The organism is Kitasatospora atroaurantiaca (assembly GCF_007828955.1).
Classification (GTDB): domain Bacteria; phylum Actinomycetota; class Actinomycetes; order Streptomycetales; family Streptomycetaceae; genus Kitasatospora; species Kitasatospora atroaurantiaca.
In genome coordinates this window covers 5,814,789-5,828,582 of the sequence record NZ_VIVR01000001.1, presented here as the reverse complement: position 1 = coordinate 5,828,582, position 13,794 = coordinate 5,814,789, and the positions used below count along the sequence as shown (strand labels likewise).

Annotated in this window: 14 protein-coding genes; 3 read left to right on the top strand and 11 right to left on the bottom strand. The window is 71.9% G+C overall.

Going from position 1 to position 13,794, the window contains the following annotated elements:
* Nucleotides 1-4 precede the first annotated feature (4 nt).
* The 5 genes from FB465_RS26310 to FB465_RS26290 all read right to left on the bottom strand — a co-directional run bounded on the left by FB465_RS26310 (nucleotide 5) and on the right by FB465_RS26290 (nucleotide 3,526).
* Nucleotides 5-184: a DUF1272 domain-containing protein gene (locus FB465_RS26310; protein WP_145794414.1), complete on the bottom strand. Its 180-nt coding sequence runs from the start codon at nucleotides 182-184 to the stop codon at nucleotides 5-7.
* Between the two features lie 48 nt (nucleotides 185-232).
* The gene (locus tag FB465_RS26305; RefSeq protein ID WP_145794412.1) at nucleotides 233-994 is read right to left on the bottom strand and encodes a sulfite exporter TauE/SafE family protein; all 762 of its coding nucleotides are present in this window, start codon (nucleotides 992-994) and stop codon (nucleotides 233-235) included.
* Nucleotides 995-1,140: 146 nt separating this feature from the next.
* On the bottom strand, nucleotides 1,141-2,190 hold the full coding sequence (locus FB465_RS26300) for an SPFH domain-containing protein (RefSeq protein WP_145794410.1): 1,050 nt from the start codon (nucleotides 2,188-2,190) through the stop codon (nucleotides 1,141-1,143).
* A 10-nt stretch (nucleotides 2,191-2,200) separates the two neighbouring features.
* Nucleotides 2,201-2,623 (bottom strand): NfeD family protein, encoded by a 423-nt coding sequence (locus FB465_RS26295; protein WP_145794409.1) that lies wholly within the window; start codon nucleotides 2,621-2,623, stop codon nucleotides 2,201-2,203.
* A 111-nt stretch (nucleotides 2,624-2,734) separates the two neighbouring features.
* Entirely contained in the window at nucleotides 2,735-3,526 is a 792-nt protein-coding gene (locus tag FB465_RS26290) for an ABC transporter ATP-binding protein (RefSeq protein WP_145794407.1), read from the bottom strand.
* 203 nt (nucleotides 3,527-3,729) lie between these two features.
* Here FB465_RS26290 and FB465_RS26285 point away from each other — a divergent pair, with 203 nt between their 5' ends.
* Complete coding sequence (locus FB465_RS26285; protein WP_145794405.1) at nucleotides 3,730-4,527, top strand: hypothetical protein; 798 nt, start codon at nucleotides 3,730-3,732, stop codon at nucleotides 4,525-4,527.
* Nucleotides 4,528-4,667: 140 nt separating this feature from the next.
* Here FB465_RS26285 and FB465_RS26280 read toward each other — a convergent pair whose 3' ends face one another.
* The 3 genes from FB465_RS26280 to FB465_RS26270 form a co-directional block, all read right to left on the bottom strand.
* On the bottom strand, nucleotides 4,668-5,315 hold the full coding sequence (locus tag FB465_RS26280; RefSeq protein WP_145794404.1) for a response regulator: 648 nt from the start codon (nucleotides 5,313-5,315) through the stop codon (nucleotides 4,668-4,670).
* Nucleotides 5,308-6,459, bottom strand: coding sequence for a GAF domain-containing sensor histidine kinase (locus tag FB465_RS26275; RefSeq protein ID WP_145794402.1), 1,152 nt, complete (start codon nucleotides 6,457-6,459; stop codon nucleotides 5,308-5,310). The genes FB465_RS26280 and FB465_RS26275 overlap by 8 nt, the downstream gene beginning before the upstream one ends.
* Before the next feature lie 122 nt (nucleotides 6,460-6,581).
* A complete protein-coding gene (locus tag FB465_RS26270) occupies nucleotides 6,582-9,200 on the bottom strand; it encodes an ABC transporter ATP-binding protein/permease (protein ID WP_145794400.1) in 2,619 nt (872 codons plus the stop codon).
* A gap of 222 nt (nucleotides 9,201-9,422) precedes the next feature.
* Here FB465_RS26270 and serB point away from each other — a divergent pair, with 222 nt between their 5' ends.
* Nucleotides 9,423-10,688, top strand: coding sequence for a phosphoserine phosphatase SerB (gene serB / locus FB465_RS26265; RefSeq protein ID WP_211785856.1), 1,266 nt, complete (start codon nucleotides 9,423-9,425; stop codon nucleotides 10,686-10,688).
* A gap of 60 nt (nucleotides 10,689-10,748) precedes the next feature.
* Here serB and FB465_RS26260 read toward each other — a convergent pair whose 3' ends face one another.
* The 3 genes from FB465_RS26260 to FB465_RS26255 all read right to left on the bottom strand — a co-directional run bounded on the left by FB465_RS26260 (nucleotide 10,749) and on the right by FB465_RS26255 (nucleotide 12,821).
* Complete coding sequence (locus tag FB465_RS26260; protein ID WP_145794398.1) at nucleotides 10,749-11,276, bottom strand: SixA phosphatase family protein; 528 nt, start codon at nucleotides 11,274-11,276, stop codon at nucleotides 10,749-10,751.
* Nucleotides 11,277-11,378: 102 nt separating this feature from the next.
* Nucleotides 11,379-11,501 (bottom strand): SGM_5486 family transporter-associated protein, encoded by a 123-nt coding sequence (locus FB465_RS37580; protein WP_281292360.1) that lies wholly within the window; start codon nucleotides 11,499-11,501, stop codon nucleotides 11,379-11,381.
* 45 nt (nucleotides 11,502-11,546) lie between these two features.
* On the bottom strand, nucleotides 11,547-12,821 hold the full coding sequence (locus tag FB465_RS26255) for a CynX/NimT family MFS transporter (RefSeq protein WP_145794396.1): 1,275 nt from the start codon (nucleotides 12,819-12,821) through the stop codon (nucleotides 11,547-11,549).
* Nucleotides 12,822-12,900: 79 nt separating this feature from the next.
* Between FB465_RS26255 and FB465_RS26250 the strand changes: the two genes are divergently transcribed.
* Nucleotides 12,901-13,560 carry a FadR/GntR family transcriptional regulator gene (locus FB465_RS26250; RefSeq protein WP_145794394.1) on the top strand — a complete coding sequence of 220 codons (660 nt, stop codon included), beginning with the start codon at nucleotides 12,901-12,903 and terminating at the stop codon, nucleotides 13,558-13,560.
* The last annotated feature ends 234 nt before the right edge of the window (nucleotides 13,561-13,794 follow it).

Sequence of the window (13,794 nt, the reverse complement as noted above, 5' to 3'; positions counted from 1 at the left end):
CGCGTCAGCCGGTCGTCCGGCGTGGCCGGGCCACCAGCTCACCGCCGCAGTTGGGGCAGGTGGCCGTCATGGCCGAGGTGCAGTCCGGACAGAAGGTGCACTCGTAGGAGCATATGAAGGCGGGGGCCTCGGGCGTCAGCGACACCTCGCAGCGCTCGCAGATCTCACGCATTTCCAGGGCCATGGCAGTCTCCGTAACATCCGTGCCGGCTGTAAAAGCCGTAACAGGTGATCAGCTGATGAGCATTCTGGTGACGGCGATCAGGCCGACCACCACGATGACGCCGCGCAGTGCGACCGGCGGCAGGCGCCGTCCGACCTTGGCGCCGAGCTGGCCGCCGACCACCGAGCCGGCGGCGATGAGCAGCACGGCCGTCCAGTCGATGTGCGAGGCGAACAGGAAGAAGACCGCGGCGGCGCCGTTGACGATGAGTGCCAGCACGTTCTTGGCCGCGTTGATGCGCTGCATGCCGTCCTGCAGCAGCATGCCCATCAGAGCGATCAGCAGGACGCCTTGGGCGGCGCCGAAGTAGCCGCCGTAGATGCCGGCCAGGAAGACGCCGATGAGCAGCAGCGGGCCGAGCTCCGACCCGGCCTCGCCGTCCCGGCGGCGGGCGGCCATCGCGCGGGCGACCCGGGGCTGGATCACGACCAGTACGAGCGCCAGCAGGATCAGGACCGGAACGATCGTGTCGAAGGCCTTGCTCGGCAGCTTGACCAGCAGGTACGCACCGAGCAGGCCGCCGAGGAGCGAGGCGGTGCCCAGGCGGCGCAGTCGGTGGCCCTGGCCGGCCAGTTCGCGGCGGTAGCCGATGGCGCCGCTGAGCGAGCCGGGGACGAGGCCGAGGGTGTTGGAGACGTTGGCGGTGACCGGCGGCAGGCCGAAGGCGAGCAGGATCGGGAAGGTGATGAGGGTGCCCGAGCCGACGACCGTGTTGATCGTCCCCGCGCCGACGCCGGCGATCAGGACGGCCAGCCCCTCCCAGAACGTCATGTGCCATTCCCTCCCTGACTGCTGTCGATAAGGATCATGCAGCAGGGCGGGGCTCCGGGGCCAGGGCTTTCCAGCATCCGGAACGCCGTCGGGCCCGCTCCGGTGGTGCGGAGCGGGCCCGACGGGCGTCGATCACTCGGGGTCGGTCACTCGGGGTCGATCTTCGGGTACTCGCGGGTCGGCTCGACGCGCGGGCGCGCGGCGCCCTTGGTGTCGGTGTCCAGCGGACGGGGACCGGCGGGCGGGGGGACGGACTGCCGGCCGGCGCCGTCCAGCGGGACCTGAGTGGCCGTCGGGGCGGCGGCCGCGGCGCCGTTCGCACCGCCGGTCAGGCCGGTGAAGGCACCGCCGAGGCCCTTCAGGGCGTCGCCGACCTCGCTCGGGATGATCCAGAGCTTGTTGGAGTCGCCCTTGGCGAGCTCGGGCAGGGTCTGCAGGTACTGGTACGCGAGCAGCTTCTGGTCGGCGTCGCCGTCGTGGATCGCCTCGAAGACCGTACGGATGGCCGCGGCCTCACCGTCGGCACGCAGCACCGCGGCCTGGGCCTCACCCTCGGCCTTGAGCACCTCCGCCTGCTTCTCACCCTCGGCGCGCAGGATCGCGGCCTGGCGGGCACCCTCGGCGGTGAGGATCGCGGCGCGCTTGTCACGGTCGGCGCGCATCTGCTTCTCCATCGAGTCCTGGATGGAGGTCGGCGGCTCGATCGCCTTGAGCTCGACGCGGTTGACCCGGATGCCCCACTTGCCGGTGGCCTCGTCCAGGACGCCGCGCAGACCGGCGTTGATCACCTCACGGGAGGTCAGGGTCGACTCGAGGTCCATCGAGCCGATGATGTTGCGCAGGGTGGTGACGGTGAGCTGCTCGATGGCCTGGATGTAGCTGGCGACCTCGTACGTGGCGGCCCGGGGGTCGGTGACCTGGTAGTAGATGACGGTGTCGATGTTCACCACCAGGTTGTCCTGGGTGATCACCGGCTGCGGCGGGAAGGGCACGACCTGCTCGCGCAGGTCGATCCGGTTGCGCACGTTGTCGATGAACGGCACCACGATGTTCAGGCCCGCGCTGAGCGTCCGGGTGTAGCGGCCGAAGCGCTCGACGATCGCGGCGCTGGCCTGCGGGATCACCTGGATCGTCTTGATCAGTGCGATGAAGGCCACCACGACCAGGACGACCAGCACGATAAGAACGGGTTCCACGGACTCTCCCCTAGACGACCAGGGCGGTTGCGCCCTGGATTTCGACGACGTCGACCTGCTGCCCCGGCTCGTAGACACTGCCGGGATTGAGCGCGCGGGCCGACCAGATCTCGCCATTCAGCTTGATCCGCCCGCCCTCCCCGTCGACCTGTTCCTGAACGATTGCGCTGGCGCCCTTGAGCGCCTCGATGCCCATCCTGACCTGCGGGCCCTTCTGCAACTGGCGGTACGCGATGGGCCGGACGAACACCAGCAGCGCGACGGAGACGCCCACGAAAAGCAGGAACTGCGTCACCACCCCCGCGCCCAGCCCGGCGGCGAGGGCGGCTGCGCCGGCCCCGACCGCGAACATGGCGAACTCCGGCATGGCCGTGAGCACCAGCGGTATTCCGAGTCCGACGGCGGCCAGGAGCCACCAGATCCAGCTGTCCACAGAGCCATCCTAGGGAGGGGAACCTACTCGCCGCGGTAAGTTCCCGCAGGTGGACGGGCGGAAACCGGCCGTCCGTACGAGCGGTTCCAGTTCAGTGGAGTTCCGGACGGTTCAGCCCAGCGGGAGACCCTGCGCGGACCAGCGGTCGCCGTGGCGCTCCAGGGTCAGCGGCAGCCCGAAGCAGAGCGAGAGGTTGCGCGCCGTCAGCGCGGTGTCGATCGGGCCCGCGGTCAGCACCTTGCCCTGGCGGATCATCAGGACATGGGTGAAGCCCGGGGCGATCTCCTCGACGTGGTGGGTCACCATCGCCATCGCCGGGGCGTACTCGTCCTGGGCCAGCGCGCCCAGGCGGCGGACCAGGTCCTCGCGGCCGCCCAGGTCCAGACCCGCGGCCGGCTCGTCGAGGAGCAGCAGCTCGGGGTCGGTCATCAGGGCGCGGGCGATCAGGGTGCGCTTGCGCTCGCCCTCGGAGAGGGTGCCGAACTTGCGGGCGGTGAAGTCGGCCATGCCGAGGCGGTCCAGCAGGGCGAGCGCGCGGGACTCGTCGGTGGTCTCGTACTGCTCGCGCCAGCCGGCCGTCATGCCGTACGCGGCGGTGAGCACCGTCTGCAGCACGGTCTGCTCGCCCGGCAGCTTGTCGATCATGGACGCGCCGGCCAGGCCGATCCGCTGGCGCAGGTCGAAGACGTCGACCGAGCCGAGCTTCTCGCCCAGGATCGCGGCGGTGCCGGTGCTCGGGAAGAGGTAGGTGGAGGCGACCTGCAGCAGGGTCGTCTTGCCGGCACCGTTGGGGCCGAGGATCACCCAGCGCTCACCCTCGGAGATCGACCAGGACACCTGGTCGACAAGCGCGCGCCCCTCCCGGACCACGGATACGTCCACCAGCTCCAGCACGTCGCTCATGCCTACGCCTTCCCCAATGCAGAATTCGGCCGTCCGAGGGTCCTGCGCGCGGGTCCTCGGGGTGCGGTCCACTCGTGTCGACAGTCGGTGCGGGCGGGCAGCCTACCCCCGGCTGCCGGATGGGGCTCGGAGGGGGTGCGCCGCTCGCAGCACAGCCCAAACCTACGCCACGCGGATGGCGGACTTTTCCGTAGGCTGGCCGGATGCTCGTTACTCCCGCTGACAATCCTTTCGAAGAGCCGCGCTCGGGGCGGCTGACCGCATGGGGCAACGCCCTGCTGGGCGGTTTCGTGCCGCCGGACAATGCCGCGGCGGCCGTCCTCGGCGAGGACGAGACGCACCGGGTGACCGGGCTGCCCGGGGACGAGCCGGGCGAGCTGCACGGGCTGACCTGGGCGCTCGGGCGGCTGCGCGTGCTCGGGGTGACCGGGCTGCGGCTCGCGCTGCCCAGCGCCGGGCACCCGCTCGGGCTGACCGGTCCGGCCGCGTTCAACACCCGGGCATTGGCCGCCGGGGAGGCCGTCCTCGCGGTCGGGGTGCCGCTCGGGCTGGTGCCCGAGGTCGAGGTGTTCGGTCCGGCCGGGGATCAGTCGGCGACGGTGCTCTGGCGCTGCTCGACGGTCAACGAGGCCCCGCCGGCCGACGTCCCCTCGCTGCACGAGGCGGAGCGGGAGCTCGCGGACGGGCTGCGCGAGACCACGCTGCTGCTGACCAAGCTGGACGTGGCGGGTGCGGGGCCGGAGGCGCTGCGGGCGCTGGAGCAGTACCGCCGGCGTGGGCACGCGGAGCTGCTCGCTCCCGGATATCCGCCGCGCGCGGTACGGGTCCTGGAGTCGGCCCGGCAGATCTCGGCGCTGCTGTCGATCGCGCTGAGCGGGCACGGCGCGGCGGTCAGCGCCTCGGAGATGACGGCCCGTCGGGAGGTGCTGGCGCCCCTGCGGCGAACGGCCCGCCGGGCTCAGGTCGCCGCGTACAACGCGTTGGTGGACGAGCGAGCCTGACGGCGCAGGGTATCCCGGCGGGAAGGGGCATCCCAGGGGCGCGGGCCGAGCTTGATTAACTGCGTGCGCGACCAACCCTCTACGGAGGTGCATGGCCGGCAGCGCAGTTCCCCGCGCCCCTGAGGAGCTACCCCGACGTCCTAGGCTTCGCCGTTGCGGACGGCCCAGAGGGCGGCCTGGGTGCGGTCGGCGAGGTCCAGCTTCATCAGGATGTTGGAGACGTGCGTCTTCACCGTCTTCTCGGAGAGGTGGAGGCTGCGGGCGATCTCCCGGTTGGAGCGGCCGTCCGCGATGTGGCCGAGGACTTCGCGCTCACGCTCCGTCAGGGTGCCGCCCCGGCCCTGCGGGGCGCGGGGGCCGTCGTCGGAGAGCAGTGCCTCGGCGAGTTCGGGCTGGAGCAGGACGTGCCCGGCGTGGACGGAGCGGATCGCCCCGGCGAGGGCCTCCGGGTCGACGTCCTTGTACACGTAGCCGGCCGCGCCGGCCCGCAGGGCGGGGACCATGGTGCGGTGCTCGGTGAAGCTGGTGACGATCAGGATCCGGGCCTTGCTGCCCTCCTCCTTGAGCAGCTTGAGCGCCTCGATGCCGTCGACCCCGGGCATCTTCAGGTCCATCAGGACCACGTCGGGGAGCAGCTCCTGGGCCTTGGCGACGCCCTCGGCACCGTCGGCGGCCTCGCCGACCACCTCGATGTCGTCCTGCACCTCCAGGAAGGTCCGCAGGCCGCGCCGGACCACCTGGTGGTCGTCCACCAGGAGGACGCGGATCGGTGGTGATGTGTCAGGCACCGGGAACCTCCAGCTCGATGACCGTCCCCTTGCCGGGGGCCGATTCCAGGGACAGTCTGCCGCCGACGGTCGCGACCCGGTCGCGCATCGACACCAGGCCGAGGTGGCGCCCCGCCCGCCGGACGGCCGCCGGGTCGAAGCCCCGGCCGTCGTCGGCGACCCGCAGCACGGCCCCGCGCGCGGGCGTGCCGGCCAGCGTGACCTCGACGCTGGCGGCCTCGGAGTGCCGGAGGGCGTTGTGCAGCGCCTCCTGGGCGACCCGCAGGACGGCCGCCTCCTGGGCCGGCGGCAGCGTCCGGACACCCTGGGAGCTGAACCGCACGGCGGCGGTGTGCGCGCGGTCGAGCACCTGGACCTGGGAGGCGAGGGTGGCGACCAGTCCGTCCTCGTCCAGTGCGGCCGGGCGTAGCTCGACCACCACGGCGCGCAGCTCGTCCGCTGCCTCGGCGGCGAGGCGGGCGACCTCGGCGAGTTCGGCGCGGGCGCGGACCGGGTCGCGGTCGACCAGGGTGGCGGCGGCCTTGGCGGTGAGGCGCAGCGAGAAGAGCTTCTGCGAGACGGCGTCGTGGAGGTCGTGGGCGATCCTGGCCCGTTCGCCGGCCAGGGTGAGTTCGCGGCTGCGTTCGTAGAGGCGGGCGTTGCCGAGGGCGAGGGCGGCGTGCGCGGCGAGGATGCGGAGCAGTTCCTCGTCGTGCTCGGTGAATCCGCCCTTCTTGTTGGCGAGGAAGACCGCGCCGAGGATCTCGGTGCCGTCGATGATCGGCATCCCGAGGAAGTCCTTCATGTCGGGGTGCGCGGCGGGCCATCCCTCGAAGGCGGGGGCCTGGCGGACGTCGGTGAGCCGAGTGGGCGTCAGCTGGTGCAGCATGGTGGCCAGTACGCCGTGCTGGCGGGGCAGCGGGCCGATGGCCTTCCACTGTTCGTCGGTGACGCCGTCGACGACGAACTGGGCGAAGCCGCCGTGGTCGTCGGGCACCCCGAGCGCGGCGTACTCGGCGCCGAGGAGGCTGCGGGCGGAGGCGGTGATCCGCCGCAGCACCTCGCGGACCTCCAGGTGCCGGCTCATCGCGAGCACCGCCGTGCTGACGGCCTCGATCCCGCCCAGGCAGGGGTCGCAGGCGGCGGTGGGCTCTTCGGTCGACATGTCCCCCACGCTACCGCCGGGCGGGTGGGCGGGTCATGGGGCGGCAGGAGTAGGACCGGCGGAGTACGCCGACGGGCGGCACCCCGGCGTGGGGGTACCGCCCGTCTCGTGGGGCCAGGGGGTCAGCCCTTCTGCATGACGTCCGGCTCGTGGCGGCGCTGGAGGCGCTGGACCAGGAACGCCAGGGCGACGGAGAGGACCACCAGGGCGAGGCAGTTGACGATCCAGTGGCCGACGGAGTGCTCCCAGAGGGCGTCCAGCTCGGGCTTGGCCGGCGGCTTGGTGATCACGACCGGGGAGATGTGCGCCAGGTCGAGGGTGTTGCCCGCGGCGGCGACTCCCCAGCGGGCGGGCATCAGCCAGGCGAGCTGCTCGAGTCCGGGCTTGTTGAAGAGCTGGAAGATCGCGCCGGTGAAGACCATCTGGACGATGGCGAACATCACCAGCAGCGGCATGGTCTTCTCGGCGGTCTTCACCAGGGCCGAGATCACCAGGCCGAACATCATCGAGGTGAAGCTGAGCAGGATGATGCCCACCGCCATCTCGACGGCCGGGGAGTGCTTGAAGACCAGGCCCTCGGCCGGCAGCGTACGCACCTTGAAGCCGATGGCCGAGATGAGTGCGCCCTGGACGAAGCTGACCGCTCCGAGCACGATGATCTTCGACATCAGGTACGCAGACCGGGAGAGCCCGGTGGCGCGTTCCCGTTCGTAGATCGCGCGTTCCTTGATCAACTCACGGACGGAGTTGGCCGAGCCGGAGAGGCAGGCGCCGAAGGCCAGTACCAGCAGGATCATGCGGGCGACGTCGTTGCGGCCCGAGCCGTCGCAGGCGGCCAGGCCGCACTTGTCCGGGATCACCGTGGAGACCCCGCCCAGGACCAGTGGCAGCAGCAGCGACAGCGCGATGAAGCCGCGGTCGGAGGCGATCACCGAGAGGTAGCGGCGGACCAGCGTCCACAGCTGGGAGCCCCAGCTCTGCGGCTTCGGCGGCCGGATCTGCTCGCGGACGATCGACGCCGACTGGGCGGCCACCGAGTCCACGTCGGCCGAGTACTGCTGGTAGTGCACCGAGCCGCGGTAGCGGCCGGCCCAGTCGTGCTCGGGGTAGTTCTCGAAGGCCTGGAAGACGTCGGCCCAGGTCTCGTAGCCGAAGAAGTGCAGCGCCTCGTCCGGCGGGCCGAAGTACGCCACCGAGCCGCCCGGGGCCATCACCAGCAGCCGGTCGCAGAGGGCGAGTTCGGCAACGGAGTGGGTGACCACGAGGACCGTGCGGCCGTCGTCGGCGAGGCCGCGCAGGGTCTGCATGACCTCGCGGTCCATGCCCGGGTCGAGGCCGGAGGTGGGCTCGTCCAGGAAGATCAGCGAGGGCTTGGTGAGCAGCTCCAGGGCGACCGAGACGCGCTTCTGCTGGCCGCCGGACAGGGCGGTGATCCGGTTGTCGGCGCGCTTGTCCAGGCGGAGCTCGAACAGCACCTCGTCGATCCGGCGCTCGCGCTCGGCGGCCTCGGTGTCGCCGGGGAAGCGCAGCCGGGCGGCGTACTTGAGCCCACTGCGGACGGTCAGCTCCTTGTGCAGGATCTCCGACTGGGGCACCAGGCCGATCCGCGAGCGCAGCTCGGCGAACTGCTTGTAGAGGTTGCGGCCGTCGTAGAGCACGTCGCCGCGGTCGGCCGGGCGGTAGCCGGTGAGAGCGCGGAGCAGCGTGGACTTTCCGGAGCCGGAGGGGCCGATGACGGCGACCAGCGACTTCTCCGGGACGGAGAAGCTGACGTCGTTGAGCAGGATCTTCTTGGCGCCCTTGTGCTCGACCTCGACGGTCAGGTGGCGGGCGGAGAAGGTGACGGCGCCGGTGTCCGCGAACTCGTGCAGCTGGTCGCCGACCAGCTGGAAGGTCGAGTGGCCGACGGTCAGGCGGTCCTGCGGGCCCATCAGCTGACGCTGTACCGGCTGGCCGTTGAGGAAGATGCCGTTGTGGCTGCCGAGGTCGACGATCTCGTACCGGCCGTCGGGCAACTGGCGCAGCTCGGCGTGGTGGCGGGAGACCTGGAGGTCGGAGACGACGATGTCGTTGTCCAGGGCGCGGCCGATCCGGATGACGCGCATGCCCGCGGTGAGGCTGCGGACCATCGTCGGGTTGGCCCGGCCGGCCGCGGGGGCCGGCGGCTGCTGGGCCGGGATACCGGGCTGCGCGGGCACGCCCTGCTGCGGGACCTGATGCTGCGGGCTCTGCTGCTGCGGGAAGCCGGGCGGCGGGGTGGGTGCGCCCCACTGCTGCTGGACCGGCGGCTGCGGCGGCCAGGCCTGCTGCACGGGCGGCTGCGCCGGCGGCTGGTGGACCGGCGGCTGGACCGGCGGCTGGTGCGCCATCGGACCGCCGCTGCGGCTGGTGGCGGCGTCGTGCCAGGCGGGCGTCGGCGGGGCCTGCGGCGCGGGCGCCGGAGCGGCGGCCGGGGCGGAGAAGGCCAGCCGGGGGCCGTTCTCGGCGTTGCCCAGGTTCACCACGGCCCCCGGGAACAGCTGGGCGTGCAGCGTCCGGCCGCCCCCGGCGTACGTGCCGTTGGTGCTGCCGTGGTCCTCCAGCTGCCAACCGGTGCCGTTGAAGGAGACGGTGGCGTGGTGCCAGGAGACCCGGGCGTCGTCGAACGTGAAGTCCGAGTTCGGGTCGCGTCCGATGGTGTAGGACCGCCCGGGTTCCAGCACCCGCTGCTGCCCGTTGATGTCTACTACGAGTTGCGGCACTGTTCGCCCGCCCCGCTCTCCGGTCCCCCGGGTGATCCGATCCTGCTATCTGACGGGGGGAATCATTCCAGCCCCGCGCTGCTACGTGAAAGTCAGGCCCGCCGACTGTGACCGGGCGGCAACGTTCCGCGGCCAGGTCGGTGACACAGGCGTGAAGACCGCGTCCACGGTGCGGACGGGTGCGGTGGCGGGGTATCCGCGCCCGGTAGCGTGGGAGGCACCATGAACGCTATGCCTCCGGCCGCTGAGCCTCTCCCCGCCCCGCTGCCCCGGACCTTTGACGACGAGCGCACCCTGCTGGTCAAGGTGTTCGGCAAGGACCGCCCTGGCATCACCGCGGGCCTGTTCGCCACGCTCGGCGACTTCGGTGTGGACGTGATCGACATCGAGCAGATGGTCACCCGTGGCCGGATAACGCTGTGCGCGCTGGTCACTCCCCCGGCCGGCGGTGGACCCGGCGCCGAGGGCGAGCTGCGGGTCACCGTGCACCGCTGGGCCGAGGAGCAGAAGCTCCAGGCCGAGATCATCTCCGGTACGGGCGACAACGCCCCGCGCCGTGAGGGCCGCTCGCACGTCACCGTGCTCGGCCACCCGCTCGCCGCCTCGGCGGTCGCCGCGCTGACCGCCCGGATCACCGAGTCGGGCGGCAACATCGACCGGGTGTTCAGGCTCGCCAAGTACCCGGTGACCGCCGTCGAACTGGCCGTCTCCGGCGTGGCCACCGAGCAGCTGCGGGCCGAGCTGGCCGTCGAGGCGGCCGCTCAGCGGGTCGACATCGCCGTCGTCCGGGCGGGGCTGCACCGCCGGGCGAAGCGCCTGGTGGTGATGGACGTGGACTCCACGCTGATCCAGGACGAGGTGATCGAGCTCTTCGCGGCGCACGCGGGCTGCGAGGAGAAGGTCGCCGAGGTGACGGCGGCCGCGATGCGCGGCGAGCTGGACTTCGCGGAGTCGCTGCGGGCCCGGGTCGCGCTGCTGGCGGGCCTGGACGCGGCGGTGACGGAGAAGGTCCGTACCGAGGTCCGGTTCACTCCCGGGGCGCGCACCCTGATCCGTACCCTGCAGCGGCTCGGCTACCAGGTGGCCATCGTCTCCGGCGGGTTCACCCAGGTCACCGACCATCTGGTGGAGCAGCTGGGCCTCGACTTCGCGGCCGCGAACACCCTGGAGGTGGAGGACGGGAAGTTCACCGGCCGGGTGACGGGCGAGATCGTCGACCGCGCGGGCAAGGCGCGCTGGCTGGCCCGGTTCGCCGAGCAGGCCAAGGTGCCGCTGGAGCAGACGGTGGCGATCGGCGACGGCGCCAACGACCTGGACATGCTGAACGCGGCCGGGCTCGGGGTGGCCTTCAACGCCAAGCCGGTGGTCCGGGAGGCCGCCGACACGGCCGTGAACGTGCCCTTCCTGGACACCGTCCTCTACCTGCTGGGGATCACCCGCGAAGAGGTCGAGGCGGCCGACGCGCTGGACGGCACGCCGACCGAATGAGCGACGGCCGGTAGGCCACCGGGGCGGGTACTCCGACGAGGGAGTGCCCGCCCCTGGCCGTCACTCCTGCGGCGTGTGGAAGGCCTCCAGTTTGGCCACCCCGGGCTCGACGCTCTTCCACGGACCGGTGAAGCCCAGCACCGCGATGGCCGCCGTCGGGAAGCCGCCGAGGCGCAGCCGGTTGAGCGCGTCCGCGTCGCCCTCGTCACCGGCCAGCACCTGGGTCAGGCCCAGGACGCCCGGGTTGTGGCCGACCAGCAGGAGGTCGGTGTACTCGTCCGGGGTCTCCTGCAGCACCGTGATGATCTCGCCGGGGCTGGCGTCGTAGACCCGGCCCTCGTAGACCGTCTTCCGGGCCCGCTTGGGCAGCTCGTGCGCGGCGAGCTTCCAGGTCTCCCTGGTCCGCTGCGAGGTGGAGCAGAGCACGTAGTCGGGATGGATGCCGGAGTCGGCGAGCCAGCGGCCGGCGTCGGGCGCCTGGTGCCGCCCGCGGTCGGCCAGCGGCCGCTCGTGGTCGTCCACGTGGTTCGGCCAGTCGGCCTTGGCGTGGCGGAGAACGATGATCCTTCGAGGAGTGTCGGCGCTCATATCCAAGAGCTTTCCAGAAAACCGGCCGTCGGGCGCGGTGCTCCGGGTCGCCGTCGCCCGCAGGAGTGCAGGCCGCCCGGGTGGACCCTGCCCGGCGCTCCGTCAGCCCATGTTCCTGGCGATGACCGCGACCACGGCCACCAGGATCACGATGCCGGCGATCACGCCCATCAGCTGCAGCAGCTTCTTCTGGCCGTCCGGGGGATTGGGTTCGAGTACTGGCATGAGGCCGAGTCTCGCATCCCTGAGATGCCGGACAGAAACCGGGGTCTACGCCTTGACCTGGGCTTGAACGACCTCGTCCTCGATGTGCCGGGACAGCGCCGCGCGCAGGCCGAAGACCATCTGCGGGACGAGCAGCAGGGCCAGGAAGCCGAGCGGCAGGTACCAGCCGCCGGTGGACTGGTAGAGGCTGCCGATCAGGATCGGGCCGGGGATGGAGATCAGGTAGCCGAGGCTCTGGGCGAAGGCCGAGAGCTGGGCCACCCCGCCCGGCGTCCGGGCCCGCAGGCCGATCATGGTCAGGGCGAGCGGGAAGGCGCACATCGACAGGCCCACCAGGCAGGCCCACAGCCAGGAGGCGGTGCCCGCGGCGAGCGCCAGGCCGGTGTAGCCGGCGATGCCGCACAGGCCCAGCACGACCACGAAGATCCGCTGGTCACCACGGCGGGCGGCCAGGTTGGGCAGGATGAAGGAGACCGGGACGCTGATCGCCATCACCAGCGCCAGGAGCACGCCGGAGGCACCGGCCGAGACGCCGGCGTCCTGGTAGATCTTGGGCAGCCAGCCCATCGTGGCGTACGCGCTGGTCGCCTGCAGGCCCAGGAAGACGGCCAGTGCCCAGGCGGTACGGCTGCGCAGGATCGGCAGCTTGGCGGTGGCCCGGGCCACGGAGCCCTCGGAGCGCTCGCGGCGCAGGAACAGCGTCACCAGCCAGAGCACCAGGGTGGCCGCCGCCAGCAGACCCCAGACGCCCAGACCCTCGCGCCAGCTGCCGCCGAGCGCGGTGGTCAGCGGGACGGTGGCGGCCGCGGCGAGCGCGGTGCCGGCGGACAGCGCCATCGAGTAGAGGCCGATCATCGGGCCGACCCGGTCGGGGAAGTAGCGCTTGATCACCACCGGGATCAGTACGTTGGACACCGCGACACCGGCCAGCGCGACAGCGGTCAGCAGCAGGAAGACCGCGGTGCCGCCCGCGAAGGAGCGGGCCAGCACGCCGAGGGTGATGGCGCCGAGGCCGGCCGTGACCACCGCGATCGGGCCGACCCTCCGGGCCAGGGCCGGGGCGGCGAGGCCGAAGACCGCGAAGCAGAGCGAGGGCACGGCGGTGAGCAGCCCGGCGACGGTGGCGCTCATCCCGAGGTCGGCGCGGACCTGGTCGAGCATCGGGCCGAGGCTGGTGACCACCGGGCGGAGGTTGAAGGCCGCGGCCGCGATGGCGACGGCGAGCAGCCAGGCCAGGTACTTGCCGCGGTTGGCGGCGGGCTGTGGGGCTGCCGGTCGGGCCTCGGTGCGGTGGGTGGCGGTGTCTGCTGCGGTGGACATAGCGGCCATCATAGAATGATGGGATGAATATTGGCACCCCGGTATTCTGTAGCCCGTCAACTCAGGAGTAGGGAGTCCCATGGCGCTGTCGACCACCAGGCGCACCCCGCTGTCCGATCAGGTGATCGCACAGCTGCGGGCCCAGATCACCTCGGGCGAATGGCCGGTCGGCTCGCGGATCCCCACCGAGTCGGAGCTCGTCGAACAGCTCGGGGTGGCCCGCAACACCGTGCGCGAGGCCGTCCGGGCGCTCGCGCACAACGGCCTGCTGGACATCCGCCAGGGCTCGGGCACGTACGTCCTGGCCACCAGCGAGCTGGCCGGGGTGATGCACCGCCGCTTCGCGGACGCCGACCAGGAGCAGGTCGCCGAGCTGCGGTCGATGCTGGAGACCTCGGCCGCCGGCCTCGCCGCGACCCGGCGGACCGAGCGGGACCTCGAGCTGCTGGCGACCGCGCTGGCCAGGCGGGAGGCGGCCTGGTCCGCGGGCGACCCGGAGGACTTCGTCCAAGCGGACGCGGCGTTCCACCAGGCCGTGGTGGCGGCGGCGCACAACGACGTCATCGCGGCGGTGTACGCGGACCTGGGGGAGGTGCTGCGGGCGCACCTGCGGCACGACGTCGGCTCCGAGCTGATCGCCGAGCGGTACGTGGGGCACGACGGCATCCTGGACGCGGTCCGGGCGGGGGACGCGGCGCGGGCCTCGGTGGAGGCGGGGCGCGCGATCGGCGCGTGCTGAGCGATTTTTACGGGTCGGGGCAACACCAAAGGGGCGCGAGGAACTGCGCGAGACGGGAGACAGCTCGGGTCAGCTTCTTCCGAATCGCGCAGTTCCCCGCGCCCCTGGCTGGCCGGCCGATTGCGTCGGGTGAACCCAGGGGCCGGCCGACTGCGTCGGGCAAACCCAAAGGGGCGCGAGGAACTGCGCGAGACGGGAGACAGCTCGGGTCAGCTTCTTCCGAATCGCGCAGTT

Excerpts from the sequence above, each read along its gene's own strand:
- FB465_RS26310 (WP_145794414.1), bottom strand. The coding sequence starts at position 184 with ATGGCCCTGGAAATGCGTGAGATCTGCGAGCGCTGCGAGGTGTCGCTG.
- FB465_RS26305 (WP_145794412.1), bottom strand. The coding sequence starts at position 994 with ATGACGTTCTGGGAGGGGCTGGCCGTCCTGATCGCCGGCGTCGGCGCG.
- FB465_RS26290 (WP_145794407.1), bottom strand. The coding sequence starts at position 3,526 with ATGAGCGACGTGCTGGAGCTGGTGGACGTATCCGTGGTCCGGGAGGGG.
- FB465_RS26285 (WP_145794405.1), top strand. The coding sequence starts at position 3,730 with ATGCTCGTTACTCCCGCTGACAATCCTTTCGAAGAGCCGCGCTCGGGG.
- FB465_RS26275 (WP_145794402.1), bottom strand. The coding sequence starts at position 6,459 with ATGTCGACCGAAGAGCCCACCGCCGCCTGCGACCCCTGCCTGGGCGGG.
- serB (WP_211785856.1), top strand. The coding sequence starts at position 9,423 with ATGAACGCTATGCCTCCGGCCGCTGAGCCTCTCCCCGCCCCGCTGCCC.
- FB465_RS26260 (WP_145794398.1), bottom strand. The coding sequence starts at position 11,276 with ATGAGCGCCGACACTCCTCGAAGGATCATCGTTCTCCGCCACGCCAAG.
- FB465_RS37580 (WP_281292360.1), bottom strand. The coding sequence starts at position 11,501 with ATGCCAGTACTCGAACCCAATCCCCCGGACGGCCAGAAGAAGCTGCTG.
- FB465_RS26255 (WP_145794396.1), bottom strand. The coding sequence starts at position 12,821 with ATGTCCACCGCAGCAGACACCGCCACCCACCGCACCGAGGCCCGACCG.
- FB465_RS26250 (WP_145794394.1), top strand. The coding sequence starts at position 12,901 with ATGGCGCTGTCGACCACCAGGCGCACCCCGCTGTCCGATCAGGTGATC.